At 33.0% G+C, this 15,991-nt stretch carries 15 protein-coding genes, 2 tRNA genes and 1 pseudogene; 6 read left to right on the top strand and 12 right to left on the bottom strand.

The genetic code is table 11. The annotated features are described in order from the left end of the window. Positions 1-122: 122 nt before the first annotated feature. Both ABZA65_RS09945 and ABZA65_RS09940 read right to left on the bottom strand, forming a co-directional pair. Entirely contained in the window at positions 123-1,784 is a 1,662-nt protein-coding gene (locus tag ABZA65_RS09945; RefSeq protein ID WP_373073198.1) for a diguanylate cyclase domain-containing protein, read from the bottom strand. 68 nt (positions 1,785-1,852) lie between these two features. Further along, a complete protein-coding gene (locus tag ABZA65_RS09940; protein ID WP_373073196.1) occupies positions 1,853-3,115 on the bottom strand; it encodes an arsenic transporter in 1,263 nt (420 codons plus the stop codon). A gap of 117 nt (positions 3,116-3,232) precedes the next feature. Between ABZA65_RS09940 and ABZA65_RS09935 the strand changes: the two genes are divergently transcribed. The 5 genes from ABZA65_RS09935 (at position 3,233) to ABZA65_RS09915 (ending at position 7,258) form a co-directional block, all read left to right on the top strand. Beyond that, positions 3,233-3,556: an ArsR/SmtB family transcription factor gene (locus tag ABZA65_RS09935; RefSeq protein WP_373073194.1), complete on the top strand. Its 324-nt coding sequence runs from the start codon at positions 3,233-3,235 to the stop codon at positions 3,554-3,556. Then, positions 3,553-3,957 (top strand): arsenate reductase ArsC, encoded by a 405-nt coding sequence (locus ABZA65_RS09930; RefSeq protein ID WP_373073192.1) that lies wholly within the window; start codon positions 3,553-3,555, stop codon positions 3,955-3,957. The genes ABZA65_RS09935 and ABZA65_RS09930 overlap by 4 nt, the downstream gene beginning before the upstream one ends. Beyond that, a complete protein-coding gene (locus tag ABZA65_RS09925; protein WP_373073190.1) occupies positions 3,958-4,902 on the top strand; it encodes a permease in 945 nt (314 codons plus the stop codon). Positions 4,903-4,911: 9 nt separating this feature from the next. Continuing rightward, complete coding sequence (locus tag ABZA65_RS09920) at positions 4,912-5,142, top strand: thioredoxin family protein (RefSeq protein WP_373073188.1); 231 nt, start codon at positions 4,912-4,914, stop codon at positions 5,140-5,142. 127 nt (positions 5,143-5,269) lie between these two features. Next, positions 5,270-7,258: an HD domain-containing phosphohydrolase gene (locus tag ABZA65_RS09915; protein ID WP_373073186.1), complete on the top strand. Its 1,989-nt coding sequence runs from the start codon at positions 5,270-5,272 to the stop codon at positions 7,256-7,258. Between the two features lie 19 nt (positions 7,259-7,277). Here ABZA65_RS09915 and ABZA65_RS09910 read toward each other — a convergent pair. The 10 genes from ABZA65_RS09910 to gyrA form a co-directional block, all read right to left on the bottom strand. After that, positions 7,278-7,352, bottom strand: a tRNA-Asn gene (locus ABZA65_RS09910). 28 nt (positions 7,353-7,380) lie between these two features. Next, a tRNA-Asn gene (locus ABZA65_RS09905) sits at positions 7,381-7,455 on the bottom strand. 55 nt (positions 7,456-7,510) lie between these two features. Then, the gene (locus tag ABZA65_RS09900) at positions 7,511-8,455 is read right to left on the bottom strand and encodes a radical SAM protein (RefSeq protein WP_373073184.1); all 945 of its coding nucleotides are present in this window, start codon (positions 8,453-8,455) and stop codon (positions 7,511-7,513) included. Further along, a complete protein-coding gene (gene hemE / locus ABZA65_RS09895; RefSeq protein ID WP_373073182.1) occupies positions 8,442-9,491 on the bottom strand; it encodes a uroporphyrinogen decarboxylase in 1,050 nt (349 codons plus the stop codon). Before hemE ends, ABZA65_RS09900 begins: the two co-directional genes overlap by 14 nt. A 17-nt stretch (positions 9,492-9,508) precedes the next feature. Next, positions 9,509-10,024: a YqhA family protein gene (locus ABZA65_RS09890; RefSeq protein WP_373073180.1), complete on the bottom strand. Its 516-nt coding sequence runs from the start codon at positions 10,022-10,024 to the stop codon at positions 9,509-9,511. A 1-nt stretch (position 10,025) separates the two neighbouring features. Further along, the gene (locus ABZA65_RS09885) at positions 10,026-11,066 is read right to left on the bottom strand and encodes an aspartate-semialdehyde dehydrogenase (protein ID WP_373073178.1); all 1,041 of its coding nucleotides are present in this window, start codon (positions 11,064-11,066) and stop codon (positions 10,026-10,028) included. A 22-nt stretch (positions 11,067-11,088) separates the two neighbouring features. Next, complete coding sequence (locus ABZA65_RS09880) at positions 11,089-12,234, bottom strand: sigma-54-dependent transcriptional regulator (RefSeq protein ID WP_373073176.1); 1,146 nt, start codon at positions 12,232-12,234, stop codon at positions 11,089-11,091. Between the two features lie 29 nt (positions 12,235-12,263). Further along, entirely contained in the window at positions 12,264-12,677 is a 414-nt protein-coding gene (locus tag ABZA65_RS09875) for a hypothetical protein (protein WP_373073174.1), read from the bottom strand. Further along, positions 12,626-13,123: an LPP20 family lipoprotein gene (locus tag ABZA65_RS09870; RefSeq protein WP_373073172.1), complete on the bottom strand. Its 498-nt coding sequence runs from the start codon at positions 13,121-13,123 to the stop codon at positions 12,626-12,628. Before ABZA65_RS09870 ends, ABZA65_RS09875 begins: the two co-directional genes overlap by 52 nt. A 45-nt stretch (positions 13,124-13,168) precedes the next feature. Further along, positions 13,169-15,661, bottom strand: a complete 2,493-nt coding sequence (gene gyrA, locus ABZA65_RS09865) for a DNA gyrase subunit A (RefSeq protein WP_373073170.1) — start codon at positions 15,659-15,661, stop codon at positions 13,169-13,171. Positions 15,662-15,850: 189 nt separating this feature from the next. Here gyrA and ABZA65_RS09860 point away from each other — a divergent pair. After that, positions 15,851-15,991, top strand: a pseudogene (locus tag ABZA65_RS09860) (ammonium transporter); the annotation flags it as partial.

The following is a 15,991-nucleotide window of genomic DNA, read 5'->3' as shown; positions in this document are numbered from 1 at the left end:
ATCTTCCCTAATATAAAATGTAACTACTTTGTGATAAATAAGATGTTATTATAATACAATTTTATACATATAGCAAAGATAAATTAAAAAATATCACACTTTGTGATAATTATCGTAACAATTTATATAATAACTTTGTTTCTACCACTCTCTTTAGCTTCATATAGTAGCTGATCAGCGGATGCATATATGTTATCAGAATCTTTTAGTGACTCATCTTTTTTAACAATTAATCCCGCAGAAGCAGTAACATATTTGCTAGCAGAATTTTTTTCATGTGGTATTTTAAGTTCCTCTATCTCTTTTATTATTTTTTTGGCAAATTCAAATGAACACTCTTTATTTACACCTGAAAAAATTATTCCAAATTCTTCTCCACCTAGTCTAAAAGCATAGTCACTTGTTCTTTTTGTATTTGTAGATAAAACTTCACCTATTTTTTTGAGTACGGTATCTCCATATATATGACCATATGTGTCATTGTATAGTTTGAAGTGATCTACATCCAAAATCATAAAACTTAAAAACTTGCCGTCACGTCTGGCTCTGTTTATCTCTTTTTCTATTGTTTTATTAAAGAATCTTCTATTATATAGGTTGGTTAGTTCATCAGTGATTGACAAGATCTCAATATTTTTTTTATCGGTAATATCATGTCTAATAGAAGTAAAACTGATAAGATTGTTATTCTTATCATACTGAGGTGTGATTGTTGTCTCTACCCAATATGAACTTCCGTTTTTTCTTCTGTTCAAGATCTCCCCAGACCATTGCTTACCATTTTTTATATAACTCCATAGCTCTTTATACAACTCTTTAGGCATATCAGGATGTCTTACTATATTGTGATGTTTTCCAATAAGTTCATCTTTGGAATATCCGCTTATATCACAAAATGCCTGACTAGCTTTTATAATAACACCTTTAGTATCGGTAGTTGAGGTAATTACATTTTTATCAACAATATCAAGATATTCTACGATTTTATCATTTGCAATTTCTAGCTCTACATTTGTTTTTTCTACTATTTCTATCTCATCTTTATACTCTTTATATAAAAAGTAAAATGCGATTATATATGCTAATAATCTTAAAATATGCCATAACCACCATTGAGCATCCCATACTACAGAAGATAAAAATAAAACACCTGCAATGCCAAACAGCATAGTATGTCCCGCAAATAGCAGTTCATCCAAGTTGTTTGTTTTCATGTAGTTGGATATAAACTTTACAGATGCTATAAAAAAACCTATTCCGCCAATGATATTTAGAAAATTTGCTGCTGTTGTGAACGAGTTGTCATCATTAAGCATTGGTGGAATCAGCTCATGAAAATATATTGATAATAGAGAAAATATTATGGGAAATACTATGAATAAAACAGGTATAGATATATATACTTTTCTTGATACTTGTACATTTTTAAGCCATACACTTATAAAAAACAGACCACCAAAAAACACGGCGGTAGAATGCAGCCATACAAACATTTTACCAGGCATTACAGAAGCATGAAATATATCTATGATTCCCATAGCTAAAAGTGCCGTAGTTGAAAAGTTGAAGTGGTTTAATATATGCTCTTTAGATGATTTTACATAAAAGATCATAGATATTACAATCGCTATGATCCCACCTGAAGTTTCTATTACAGAGTGTAGAGGTATACTTATAAAACGTTCAGATACAATTGAGTTTAGAACAGTACCTAAAATAATAGGCGTTATTAATGTAATTATAATTACTAGTACAATATTTTTTATTTTACTAAAACTAAACACTAAACCCCTTTTTAGCTAGTATTAGTAATTATACCATTATATATAAATTAACTAATTACATAACTGCTTTAAATTAAACCAAGTAGTGCTATAAGAAGTACCGGAGGAGTTACAACAAGACCTACCTTCATGTATTCACCCCAAGTTATTTTTACACCTTTTTTTGCCAGTACATGCAGCCAAAGAAGAGTAGCTAGTGAACCTATAGGTGTCATTTTAGGACCTAGATTTGAACCTAATATGTTGGCATATACAAGAGCTTCATTACCTACGTAACCAACTTTGTCAATTGCAATATCCATAATCATGATAGTTGGCATATTATTCATAACAGAACTTATAAATGCAGATAAAAAACCTGTTCCAATAATAGCTGTAGTATTTCCATAGCTATTTAATGTAGTTATCCAAGAAGCTATTACATCTGTAAAGCCTGCGTTTTTAAGACCGTATACTACTACATAAAGTCCAATACTAAACCAAACAACCTGCCAAGGTGCAGCTTTGATCGTCATGATAGGTTTTACAGCTTTATATTTGTTTGCAATAAGTAAAAATACCAATGCACCACCAAGAGCAAAAACAGAAACAGGTAGATTATAGAAATCTCCAATAAAATATCCTGCCATTAAAAGCCCAAGAAAAAACCATGAAAATTTAAACATTGTATGATTTTTAATTACTGAAGTTGCCTCAGGAAGAGTAGATACATCTACTTTAAGAGGAATATCTTTGCGGAAGTAGATCCAAAGGACTATGATCGAAGCAAATATACTTAATAGGTTTGGTAAAAACATATTTTTCGCATACTCGACAAAACCTATGTCAAAATATCCAACCGTTACTATATTTGTAAGGTTTGAGATAACTAAAGGATTTGATGCACTGTCTCCTATAAAACCTCCTGCCATTAAAAAAGCAAAAATAGCCAGAGGATTCATCTTTAAATATTTCATCTTAGCTAGAAGAATAGGTGTTAGAATCAATGCAGCTCCATCATTGGCAAAAAATGCCGCAACTAAAGCACCAAGAAGCAAGATATACACAAACATCTTATTTCCACTTCCACCGCTCAGTTTTGCCATTTTAATAGCTGAGTATTCAAAAAAGCCTATCTCATCTAAGATCATTGAGATAATTATAATACCTATAAATGCTAACGTTGCATCCCATACGATGTCAATTACAGTAAATACATCTGTGAAATTAACCACTCCTACAAGCAATGCAATTATTGCACCGACAACAGCTGTTGTTCCTATTTGAAGACCTTTAGGTTGCCAAATTACAAATACTAAGGTTATTAAAAATACAGCTATTGCAAGGGTCATAGAATTACTCCGAATTAAGATCATTTTAGAAACTATAGCAAAATAAAATCATTATATCAAGATATATTGATATATATCTGTTTTTATGTTAGACTTTTATGAACAAAAGGAGTTGCTTTGGATATATTTTTAAAAAGTGTATCGGCTTTAAATGATGAAACAAGAGTTTTAATACTTAGATTCTTAGATGAGAACGGACAGTGTTGTGTTTGTGATCTTCAAAACTCTCTTAATATGATTCAATCACGCCTATCACGCCATCTTAAACTATTAAAAGAAGCAGGTTTTATAAGAGTTGACAGAAAAGGGACGTGGGCTTATTATTCTATACGAAGTCCGCTTGACAGGTTTCGAAGTGAAGCTATAGAGGAGATCAGACATCTTGATATAAACTTACCAAAACTAAAAAAAATATCAGAAAGTGGAGAATGTAAAATATGAAAAAAAACGTACTAATCTTATGTACAGGAAATAGTTGCCGCTCTATTATGGCAGAAGCTTTAATTAATTCAAAACTTGGAGAGTGTGTAGAAGCTCAAAGTTCAGGTGTAAAAGCCAGTGGAGCTGTTAATCCAAATGCAGAAGCACTTTTAAAAGAGAAAGGTTACTGGAGAGATGATTATCACTCTAAAGTGATCGAGACTGTGCTTGATACTCCGTTTGATCTGATAGTAACTGTATGTGATCATGCAAAAGAGACATGTCCTATGTTTCCAAAAGCAGTCAAAACTATACATGTAGGTTTTGATGATCCTAGTGGAAAAGCAGTAGAAGAATACGCGATAACACTTGATTTGATAGAAAAAGAACTATTACCTGTAATAAAAGAGGAACTTTGCTAGATGTGGCATGAATTATCCCGTAGCTTTGTCTTTGAATTTTTAAATATACAAGGCAAGTTAGCAGATGCTCTGCATTTTTTTATATACGATACTATAAAGATATGGTTTTTACTGATCACTATTATATTTGCAGTGTCATTCTTGCGAACATGGGTAAATACTGAATATGTACGTGCTCACCTGCAAGGCAAGTCAGCATTTTACGGACATGTGGCAGCTTCACTTTTTGGTGTTGTAACACCTTTTTGTTCATGTTCTGCAATTCCTCTGTTTTTGGGTTTTATACAGGCTAGAATTCCCATAGGAGTAACATTTAGTTATCTAATATCTGCACCTATGAATAATGAAATAGCAATTGCTATGCTGTTTGGTATATTTGGTTGGGAAATCACTCTTTTATACATAGCATTTGGTCTTAGTGTAGCAATACTTGGCGGATACCTAATTGGAAAAATGGATATGGAGAAAGAGGTGCTTTTAGATGTAAAACCGATTGAGGGTGAACTTGAAGCTGACTTGGTAAGGTTATCTTTTAAAGAGAGATGCAAAGAAGCTTGGAGTTATACTCTAGATATATTTAAAAAGATCTATATATATGTGATGGTAGGAGTTGGAGTAGGGGCTTGGATACATGGTTATATACCTACTGATTTTATAGCTAGCTATACGGGAGAGGGTAATCCATTTGCCGTTATAATTGCAGTATTAATGGGTATACCGATGTATTCTAATGCAGCAGGTGTTATGCCGCTAGTAGAGGTTCTTACATCCAAAGGGATGCTTTTAGGGACAGCTCTAAGTTTTATGATGGCGGTTACGGCACTTAGTTTGCCGGAAGCTTTGATACTAAAAAAGATAATCTCACTTAGATTGATAGCTATATTTTTTAGTATTGTCGGAAGCGGGATAATAGCTATAGGCTATTTGTTTAATATAATTTTATAAGGAGAGAATATGAAAATTGAGATTTTAGGAACTGGATGTGCAAAGTGTAATCAGTTAGAAGCTGTAGTTAAAGAAGCAGTTGCAAAAAGCGGTAAGTTTGCTCAAATAGAAAAAGTAGATGATATGATGAAAATAATGGAGTATCAGGTAGTAAGTACACCTGGACTTGTAATTGATGGTAAAGTTGTAAGTACCGGTAAAGTTTTAAGTGTTGATGAGGTTATTGCGCTTATGTCTTAGTATAATATACTTTTTACCGGTTTCTAATGTTTTATGTTATAATTTATTTGAATATTAAGAGAACTTGATTTGAAGTCAGGATAATTTTCAATTTTAGTATCATAGTTGAACCCAAAAGGTAGACATAATGAACACGGTAAGAAAAAAAAGTTTAATATTGTTAATATTTTTAAGTATTTCATTAGTAGTATATTATTTTGTTCAACAATTATATTTCTTCAATACTACACAGGAAATAGCTCTTAATAATGCTAGTGATAAAGTTAAAGAAAGAGAAATCATATTTAAAACTTTTCTCAAAGATGCAGAAAATGATTTAGTATCAATTAGAAACTCTACACTTTTTCAAAACTATCTGAAATACAGTAATAACTCACAACTATTAGAAGATATGTTTATAACATATTCAAAAGCTAATTCAAATTTTATGCAGCTACGTTTTATTGATAAAAATGGATTAGAAAAAATAAGAGTTGATAAAAGATCAGAGAATTCAGAACCTTATTTAATATCAAGATATGATCTTCAAGATAAATCGGACAGATATTATTTTGAAGATTCAAAAACAAAAGAGCTGGAAAAAGTTTGGTTTAGTGCACTTGATTTAAATGTTGAAAGAGGAAAAGTAGAAGTTCCTTACAAACCAACCCTAAGAGCAGTATTACCAATAACTGATCTGTATGGAAATTTTGGAGGTATACTTATAATAAACTACTTTATGAAAGAGTTTTTATTAAAGTTTACTAACACACCATTTTATGACATGGTCCTGTATAATGATAAAGGATACACCATGTACCACTATGGACAAACTTGTGCTACGGAAGAAAAGTGTTGGGGTAACTCGCTAGATCATAAATATAATATATCAAATGATTTTGAAGATGATTATAAGCTTATACTTTCAAAACCAATGTTAACAACTAATTCATTTTTATCTAAAAAAATGGATGTTGAAATCAATGATGGTATAAATATTATATTGAAATTAAGAAAAACATATTTGGATGAACAACAAAAAAGAAATACAGAGCAATTTTTTATAAATTCTTTGTTAACTATAGTGTTTTTATTGTTAATAGTTTATTTTTTCTTTTCAAGACTCAAACATGATGAAGAGACTATATTTACATTTGCTAGATTTGTTGAGGAAAAAGATACATATACTTCAGGGCATTCGAAAAGAGTGGCTATATATTCAAGAGAGATTGCTAAGTTCCATGGACTTTCCGGTAGTATTCAAGATAAGATATACAAAGCAGGATTAATACATGATATTGGAAAGTTAGTAACACCTGAATCTGTACTATTAAATCCTAAAAAACTTTCTAAAAGTGAATATGAATTGATGAAACTTCATGCATCTGTAGGTTCTGAAATGATTAGTCAAGTCTCTGACTTTAAAAGTATTGCAAAAATTGTTAGACATCATCATGAAAGATATGATGGTAAAGGTTATCCTGATGGAATATCTCAAGGAGATATACCTTTGCTCTCAAGGATTATGACTATTGCGGATGCGTTTGATGCGATGACTACTACAAGGATATATAAATCTAAAAAAACTATAGATGAAGCGATAGCAGAGATAATAAAATATTCTGGAACACAGTTCGATCCAGATTTGGTTAATAGTGCAGTAAAGTATTTTAAAACTCTAGATGATATTGAAGTAAGTGATCAAAATATATTTACAGAAGATAATATTGAGGCCAAAAGACTGGCTTACTTTTTTGAAGATCCTGTAACACTAAAATACAATGCAAAATACTTGGATGCAATACTCGCAAATAATGAAGGTGCTCAAAACTATAAATGTTTAAATATTATATCTGTAAGATACATGAGTAAATACAATAAACTGCATGGTTGGAATAAAGGCGACATTTTGTTACAAGAGATAGCTGAATGTTTACATGAAAAATACTCAGATTCAATAGTCTTTAGAATTCACGGTGATTATTTTGTCATATTAGGGTACGAGCATATATCAATAGACAGAGAAGAGATATTAAAATGTTTTCACGATTATATTATAGACTTGGAACTAAAACATATAGATTTAAGAGAAAATGAAATACTAAGTTACAAAATACTAGAAGAATATATGTGGTAGTATTCGATTTGTTATTAAGTGGCTCCGAATACTGGATTCGAACCAGTGGCCAAGTGATTAACAGTCACCTACTCTACCGCTGAGCTAATTCGGAATGTAAAAGTTTGAGGGTTCAATATATATGGCTCCGGATACTGGATTCGAACCAGTGGCCAAGTGATTAACAGTCACCTACTCTACCGCTGAGCTAATCCGGAATATATATGAGGCGAAATTATACTTTATGGTCTTCAAAAAGTCAAGTATTTTTGGCTATTTTTGACGTTTTCTTTTTAAATTATTTTCTGGAATGTAAAATTCTAAATTTCCAACTGTTTTTTTAACTAGTTTTTCACTCTCAATAAGTTTTTCAAGCCTTATTTTTGTCTCATCATCGAACAAAAGATCTATATCATCTTTGGTTAATGGTCTTTTATCTAATGTATTTATGATCTCTTCATTACTATAGTAGCTGTTATTTGGCTCTGCATGTATACGTGAAGCTATATGTATAGGTAATGAAGCATCAAACATTAAAGATATATCGTGTAGTTCTTTATAACTGATCCCAACAACAGGGTAGGCGGGTGGTCTGTCTATACTTCCAAGATCAACTCTTTGTATATGTTCAAGTTCCAAAAGGACTTTGTTTAGTCTTTTTACTTCATCTTTTGTATCGTTTAATCCATGTACAAAAAGGATCTCAATAAAGAGTTTGCCTTTATAGATTTTAGAAAATTCTATAACTTTTTCTACAACTTTATCTATATTTATATTTGAATAGGGACGGTCTATCTTTTTAAATATATCATCACTTACAGCATCTAAAGAGAGTTTTACCTGATCTAATTTAAGCAAAGAATTAAATGTAGACTCATTAACTAGGTTAGCAGAATTGGTAAGGATTAAAGTCTCTGTTTGAGCTTTTATTTTGTCTATTTCGTTAATTAGTTTATCCAGTTTTGGATAAAGAGTAGGCTCACCGTTTGCAGTCAGAGTTATAACATCTATCTTATCATTTAGATGTTTTTTTAACTCATCTATAATTGTTTGTACTTCAAGAACATCATTTTGTTTATCAACAGTTGCCGCAGGAGCTAACTCACAATAGAGACAGTCAAAATTACATTGTTTGAAAGCAGGGGAGAGATCGATACCTAAACTCATACCGAAACGGCGTGAGTTTATAGGTCCGAATATTATATTATTTTTTTCCACTTACTCTATGACACTCATTCACAAAGTGTATAGCATTTTCAACCGGAACATCTGGAAGAATTCCGTGACCAAGATTAAATATGTGACGTTTTCCGTCCATAGTTTCTTGGATAACTTCTACACATTTAGTTGTAGCCTCTTTAGAATAAAGACGACATGGTTCCATATTTCCTTGAAGAACATACTTATCACCTAGATGCTTTTTAGCTAAAGCCATAGGTGTACCCCAGTCAATTCCCATAACATCAAAGTTTCCATACACTTTATCGCTAGTAATAAATGCCGCTACACCTTTAGGGAACATAATTACAGGGATATGAGGATATTTTTCTTTTAAATACTCAGCTATCTCAACCATGTACTTCCAAGAAAACTCATCATATTTTCCAGGCTCAATTGCAGCTGCCCACGAATCAAAGATCTGAACAACATCAACACCACTTTGTATTTGTTTTTCCATATACAGTTTTACAACATCAGTAACTTTTCTAAGGATATTGTGTAAAAGTTCAGGATTTGAGTACATCATTTTTTTACAAATATTATATGTCTTAGTACCTTGACCCTCGATCATGTAAGTAGCCAGTGTCCAAGGAGCTCCTGTGAAACCAATAAGTGCTTTGTTATCTCCACGTGCATCTAATTGCTCACGTAGAAGTTCAATAGTCTCATAAACATAAGTAAGTTTATTAGCAGCTTCTTCACCGCCTATTAATCTATCTATATCGTCTTGAGTTTTTATAGGATCTGAGAATTTTGGACCTTCACCTTTTACAAAAGATAGATCCATACCCATCTCATCAGGGATAACTAAAATGTCTGAAAATAAAATTGCAGCATCCACACCAACTATATCTAATGGCTGAATTGTAACTTCTGCTGCTTTTTTCGGATCATGACATAGGTCTAAAAAGCTTCCTGCTTCGGCACGAACTGCCATATATTCAGGCAGGTAACGACCTGCTTGTCTCATCATCCATACAGGAGTATATGGAGTCTCTTTACCTAAACATGCATCTACAAATATTTTACTCAAATCTTTTCCTTAAATTTTTAATGTTTTTTTCCAACTTTACCTAAAAAGTAAAGTCCTACTGCAACTGCTGTAATCGATAGTGCTAAATAAAGCATATCTAAAGGAGTTGCAAAATCTGTATCTCCAACTTTTTGGAAAAAACCTACAACTAAAACCATTACTATAACTTTACTAATCTTATCTTTTAGTTGATCCAGTGAGTGGATAGCAAGTAGCTGGTTGTCTTCACCGTCACTGTCTTTTGCAGCATCAATATCAGATATAAAAAGCTCATATAAACCAAAAGAGAATATAAGCATAACTACACCGATCAGGTATAGATCAACCGCACCTATAATTCCACCGACAACTTTTTCGTGAAAGTGCTCAGGATGTGCATGATTTAGATATGTATTTATAACATAAGCTGCAGTTTCATATACGTCAAAACTTGCTACAACAAAAAGTATAATAGCACCTAGAAGACCAAATACTACAGCCAAGATTATAATAAATCTTGAACTCCATAAACTGCTCTCAAAAATCTTTTCCATATTATTTGTTCTCCTCTAAAGCGATCCATTTTAATGCTATACGAACGGCATTTGTAGCCGCACCAACACGAACCTGATCGGCTGAATTAAACATATGAAGCATGTTTTTAGAATATATATCTTTTCTAATTCTTCCAACATATGTAGTGTCTGTATCAGTTGAGATAATAGGCATCGGGTATACACCGTTTTCTAAATCATCCATAACCTCTACGTTTTCAAAGCTATTTATAGCTTCTCTTGCTTTTTCAACATCCACATCTACACCGTCTTCAAAAGTTACTGTAATAGATTCAGTATGGCTTCTTAAAACAGGTACACGAACACAAGTAGCAGCTACTGCTATTTTCTTTTTCATAATTTTTTGAGTCTCGTTTACCATCTTCATCTCTTCTTTTGTAAAACCGTTTGGTTGAGGAGTGTCGATATGTGGTATAACGTTTAATGCAATCTGGTGCATAAATGCTTCTTTTTTACTATCTTCAAGTTTAAAAGCAAAGAAATCTTGCATTTGTCTTACAAGCTCTTCCATACCTGCTTTACCTGCACCACTTGTAGCTTGATATGTACTTACATCTACACGTTTGATCCCGTAAAGATTATCAAGTGGTTTTAAAACCTGAACCATTTGAATAGTTGAACAGTTTGGATTTGCAATAATACCAGTTTCACGCCATTTAGCTATATCTTCAGGGTTAACTTCAGGAACAACTAGAGGTACATTCTCATCCATTCTAAAGTGTGATGTATTGTCAATTACAACAGCTCCGCTCTCAACAGCATATTTAGCAAATTTAGCCGAAATACTACCACCGGCACTGAAAAAAGCTATATCTACTTGATGCTCATCAAATACTGTTTCTGTAAGTTCGTAAACTTTATGATCTTTCCCGTTAAACTCTATAGTGCTTCCAGCTGAGTTAGAACTTGCAAGAGGCAGTAACTCACCAATTGGAAAATCTATTTGTTCTAAAACACGAAACAGCTCTTCACCAACAGCACCAGTTGCACCAACAACTGCTACATTATATTTTTTACCCATAATTGTTTTTCCTTTTTAAATTTTATAGTCCACGAGACTCTAAATGTAATGAGTCGGCAGCTATTGTATTTCCATCACTTAAAATTGTCGCACGCTCAACCACAGAGATTAACTCACGAATATTTCCAGGCCAAGAGTATGCTAAAAGCTGATCTTTTGCTTCGTCACTAAAAGTCTTTTGTTCAAAGTCATATTTTTGGCAGTTTTGCTCTAAAGTAGCCTCAGCTATCTGCATAATCTCATCTTTACGATCTTTTAGAGGCGGTATGTTTAGTGGGATCGTATTTAGTCTGTAGTAAAGATCCTCACGAAACTCACCTTCTTTGATCTTATCGCTTAGGTTTGCATTTGTTGCAGACACTATACGCACATCAATTTTGATAGATTTTGATGAACCAAGACGTCTAACCTCTTTTTCCTGAAGTGCACGAAGAAGTTTTGCCTGAACACCGATAGGCATCTCACCAATCTCATCTAAAAATAAAGTTCCACCATTAGCTATTTCAAACTGTCCAGCTTTTGCTTCAGTAGCATCTGTAAAGGCACCTTTTTCAAATCCAAAAAGCTCACTCTCAATAAGATTATCAGGAATTGCTGCCATATTTATAGCTACAAATGGTTTTTTTGCCCTAGGAGAGTTTTTATGGATGTAGTTTGCAAATACTTCTTTTCCAACTCCACTTTGACCAAGCAATAAAATACTGGCATCTGTTTTACAAGCTTTGTCTGCTATATTTAAAGCACCTTCGAGTGCTTTAGAGTTTCCTAAAAAGCCAGTATTTGTTTTTTTAGTAGTCTTTTTAGCAGATTTTTGAACTTTTTGAATTTTATCTTCACGTTTTATAGCTTCAACAAGAGTATCAATATCAAATGGTTTTAGTAAAAAATCTTTAACACCCAAGTGAATAGATTCTATTGCACGTCCAAGTGTTGCATTTCCTGTCATAATGATAACTTCATATTTACCGTTTAGTTCTTTTATAAACTCTATACCGTCCATTTTAGGCATATTAATATCTGTAATAATTAGATCATAAGTGTCGTCAAGTTTTTTTAATGCATCTGTGGCACTTTTAAATGTGTTAATTTCGAATTCCTTGAAATCTTCAAAAGAGATTTCAAGAGATTTTCTCATATTAATATCATCTTCAACTATTGCAATTTTCACTTAAAGCCCTAATGTTTGGCAAAAATGCCTTATTTTAAAGGGGCTATTCTAGCAAAATTATCATTAAAATCGACTTTGAAACATTTTGTCTTTAGTGTAAGAACCGTAGTAGAGGTGTTTTGGTAGTTTATAGTTTTTTCTTTATGCTCAACTTGAAGTCCCAGTTTATGCAAGTAATTAATAAATTCTTGTGAGTTAGTCGAAATTAATTCTTTGAGAGTTTTATAGTTATCACTATCAAAAATTATCGGTGAATAAGTGTCACCTGAGCACTTTTGCATTGCAGGTGATACTTCAAGAGATTCGTTGTAAAGAACGGCGTCTTTAACAACGTATCTATAAGAGATGTAGTACTCATCAGCAATTGTGGATGAGCTTAGTAAAAAAAATATTAACGCGCAAAGTCTGCGTGAGAAAGAGTGATTTCCATCTCTACTTCGCATAAACCGTCTTTAAATATTGTTTCAACAACGTTAGCATTTCTTACCATTGCATATACAGCTGTACGTACAGTTGATCTTTTTACCATCATATTTTTGATAAGGTCTTTACCGTCAACTCTAACACCTTTTACTTTCTCAGCAATCATTCTGTAAGCATCGGCAATAGCAGCACGTTTAGCAAGTGCATAAGCTTGAGCAGGAGACTGAGTGTTGCTTGGTGCTACACCTTGTCCAACTACACTGATTACCATAGGTTGTTGCTCTGATAGAACAGGACCTACATTTGAATCTACGTCTTTATCTAATTTAGTTTGTGCATCATTAGCATCTTCTTTTAATACGTCTGAAACTAGTTCATACTCCTGCACAGTATCATCTTGCATTGTTTCAACAGCTTGAAGTGAAGACATACTTAAAAGTAGTGCGAATATTAGAGAATATCTCATATTTTATCCCTTGAGGTTAATTATATATTCAGAATTAAGCAATTGTTATTCCAATTCCTCAACAGATGGTGGAATCATTAGTTCATCACTCTCATCCTCATCTTCATCCGGCTGTTTAGGACATCTAGAAATACTTGCTACATCATCACCTTTAACTATATATACACCAGACGTATTACGACTTGATTTTGATATAGTTTGCATATCTACACGGATCATTTTTCCAGCTTTTGTTAAAGCCATCATATCCATAGTTTCATCTACCATTAAACATCCAATTACATGTTTACCAGTTTTAGGAGTCATTTTCATAGCAATTACACCAGAACCACCACGATTAGTTAAACGGTATTCTCCGGCTTCTGTACGTTTACCTATACCTTTTTCTGAAACTACCAAGATCTCTTGTTCATCGTCACGTATGATATTAGCATCTACTACTTTATCACCTTTGTGTTTGAACTTAATACCTCTAACACCACGAGTATTTCTACCCTGATCACGAGTTTTTTCAATTTCAAACTTGATACACTGAGCTAGCTTAGTCACTATAAATAGATACTTAATATCTCTATCTGCAATTTTTGCTGTAATTAAAGTATCGTCGTCATCTAGGTTAATCGCTTTAACACCGTTGCTTCTAATATTACTAAATTCACTTAAGTTTGTACGCTTAACAACACCTGCCTCTGTAAAGAATACAAGTGATTTTTCTTCTGAAAAATCTGTTGTAGGTATGATTGATTGAATTTTTTCATCAGCCATAAGGTTAATTAAGTTAACTACAGCTTTACCTTTAGCTGTACGGCTACCCTCAGGAATACGGTAAACTTTTAACCAGTGTAGTTGACCACGATCTGTTACAAATAATAAAGTGTCATGTGTATTACATGTAAAGAAGCTTTCTATAAAGTCATCTTCATATGTAGTTACGGCAGTTTTACCTTTACCGCCACGACGTTGTTTTTCATAAGCTGCAAGTGGCACACGCTTGATATAACCGCGGTGAGTAATAGTAACTACCATCGGTTCATTTGGAATAAGGTCTTCTATGTCAATATCGTCATAGTCGTCTTCAACTTCTGTACGGCGCTCACCAGGATATATTGATAATACTTCATCAAACTCTTCAAGTATAATTCCGTGTAGTACTTCTTCACTTTTTAGGATTGATTCTAGATATTCAATAAGCTTAACAAGTTCTGCTAGTTCGTTTTCAATTTTTTCAATTTCTAAACCTGTTAAACGACCAAGTCTCATTGCAACAATGCTTGCCGCCTGAATTTCAGAGAAATCAAAGTCGCTTACAAGGTTGTCTTTAGCTTCTTCTTCTGTTTTAGATGCACGTATAACACGTATAACATCATCGATGATATCTATTGCTTTTCTTAGACCTTCTAAGATGTGTGCACGAGCTTTTGCTTTTTCTAAATCAAAAATTGTACGACGGATAATAATCGTTTTACGGTGGTTAATAAAGTGTTTTAAGATATCTATAATTCCGAATATACGAGGTTCTTGATTTAATATAGATAGCATGATGATACCAAAAGTAGTTTGCATCTGAGTTTGTTTAAACATATTGTTTAGAACAATCTCACTCATGGCGTCTTTCTTAAGCTCAATAACTACACGGATACCTTCACGGTCAGATTCATCACGAATCTCAGATACACCTTCAATTAGTTTGTCTTTTACTAGGTTTGCAATATTTTCTATTAAACGAGATTTGTTTACTTGGTAAGGAAGTTCATCTATAACGATGATCTCTTTTTTACCTTTTTGTTCTATATGAGTTTTTGCACGAACTTTTATACGTCCACGACCAGTCTCATAAGCTTCTGTAATACCTTTTTTACCATAGATAATACCACCTGTTGGAAAATCAGGTGCAGGGATATGTTCCATTATTTCAGAAACTGTAATTTTAGGGTTTGCAAGTAGAGCTTTAAGTGCGTTTATAACCTCTTTAGGATTATGTGGCGGTATATTCGTTGCCATACCAACTGCGATACCGCTTGAACCGTTTATTAAAAGGTTCGGTACACGTGTAGGCATTACCTCAGGTTCTTTCGTAGTAGCATCGTAGTTGTCTATCATATCTACAGTGTTTTTATCTAGATCTTTTAGAAGTTCACCTGCATATTTTGTCATACGAGCTTCCGTATAACGCATTGCCGCTGCATTGTCACCGTCAATAGAACCGAAGTTACCCTGACCATCAACCAATTCCATTCTCATTGAGAAGTCTTGTGCCATACGAACAAGTGCATCATAAACAGCCGTATCACCATGTGGGTGGTACTGACCAATTACATCACCTACTATACGAGCAGATTTTTTATACTTTGCACCATGAGAAAGGTTTAACTTATCCATTGCGTAAAGGATTCTTCTGTGAACAGGTTTTAGTCCATCTCTTACATCAGGTAAGGCACGCCCTACGATTACACTCATAGAGTAATCAAGATAACTCTCTTGAAGTGTCTCTTCTATATTTATAGATTCTATATCGTCGTTGTTTAGCAAATTACTCATTTGTACACCTAAATAAAAAATATTTTCAAGTATTCTATCTGATACTCCCTTAAGTTAATTGTAAACGGTAAACAATTTGATTTATAAATATTATAAAAAATTAACTGATTAAAAAATAATCATTTATTTGGATAAAATATATTTATATTTAGTGTACAATTTTGTAGATTTAAATTTATAGGAGTTCAAATGAAGAAGTGGTTAAAGATAGCATTGATGCTATTACCGACATTAGCATTGGCAGAGGATGCGCCAACATTAGATACAGGTGACACAGCGTGGATGATGATGTCAGCAGCATTAGTGCTATTAATGACACCGGCAGGTCTT

Source organism: Sulfurimonas sp. (assembly GCF_041583195.1).
In the GTDB taxonomy this organism is placed as follows: Bacteria; Campylobacterota; Campylobacteria; order Campylobacterales; family Sulfurimonadaceae; genus Sulfurimonas.
Note: the sequence above shows the minus strand (reverse complement) of the source record. Positions and strands in the feature narration are given on the sequence as shown.

Coding starts and splice junctions, on each gene's coding strand:
- ABZA65_RS09940 (WP_373073196.1), bottom strand. CDS start 3,115: ATGACCCTTGCAATAGCTGTATTTTTAATAACCTTAGTATTTGTAATT.
- ABZA65_RS09930 (WP_373073192.1), top strand. CDS start 3,553: ATGAAAAAAAACGTACTAATCTTATGTACAGGAAATAGTTGCCGCTCT.
- ABZA65_RS09925 (WP_373073190.1), top strand. CDS start 3,958: ATGTGGCATGAATTATCCCGTAGCTTTGTCTTTGAATTTTTAAATATA.
- ABZA65_RS09920 (WP_373073188.1), top strand. CDS start 4,912: ATGAAAATTGAGATTTTAGGAACTGGATGTGCAAAGTGTAATCAGTTA.
- ABZA65_RS09915 (WP_373073186.1), top strand. CDS start 5,270: ATGAACACGGTAAGAAAAAAAAGTTTAATATTGTTAATATTTTTAAGT.
- ABZA65_RS09890 (WP_373073180.1), bottom strand. CDS start 10,024: ATGGAAAAGATTTTTGAGAGCAGTTTATGGAGTTCAAGATTTATTATA.
- ABZA65_RS09885 (WP_373073178.1), bottom strand. CDS start 11,066: ATGGGTAAAAAATATAATGTAGCAGTTGTTGGTGCAACTGGTGCTGTT.
- ABZA65_RS09875 (WP_373073174.1), bottom strand. CDS start 12,677: ATGCGAAGTAGAGATGGAAATCACTCTTTCTCACGCAGACTTTGCGCG.
- ABZA65_RS09870 (WP_373073172.1), bottom strand. CDS start 13,123: ATGAGATATTCTCTAATATTCGCACTACTTTTAAGTATGTCTTCACTT.
- gyrA (WP_373073170.1), bottom strand. CDS start 15,661: ATGAGTAATTTGCTAAACAACGACGATATAGAATCTATAAATATAGAA.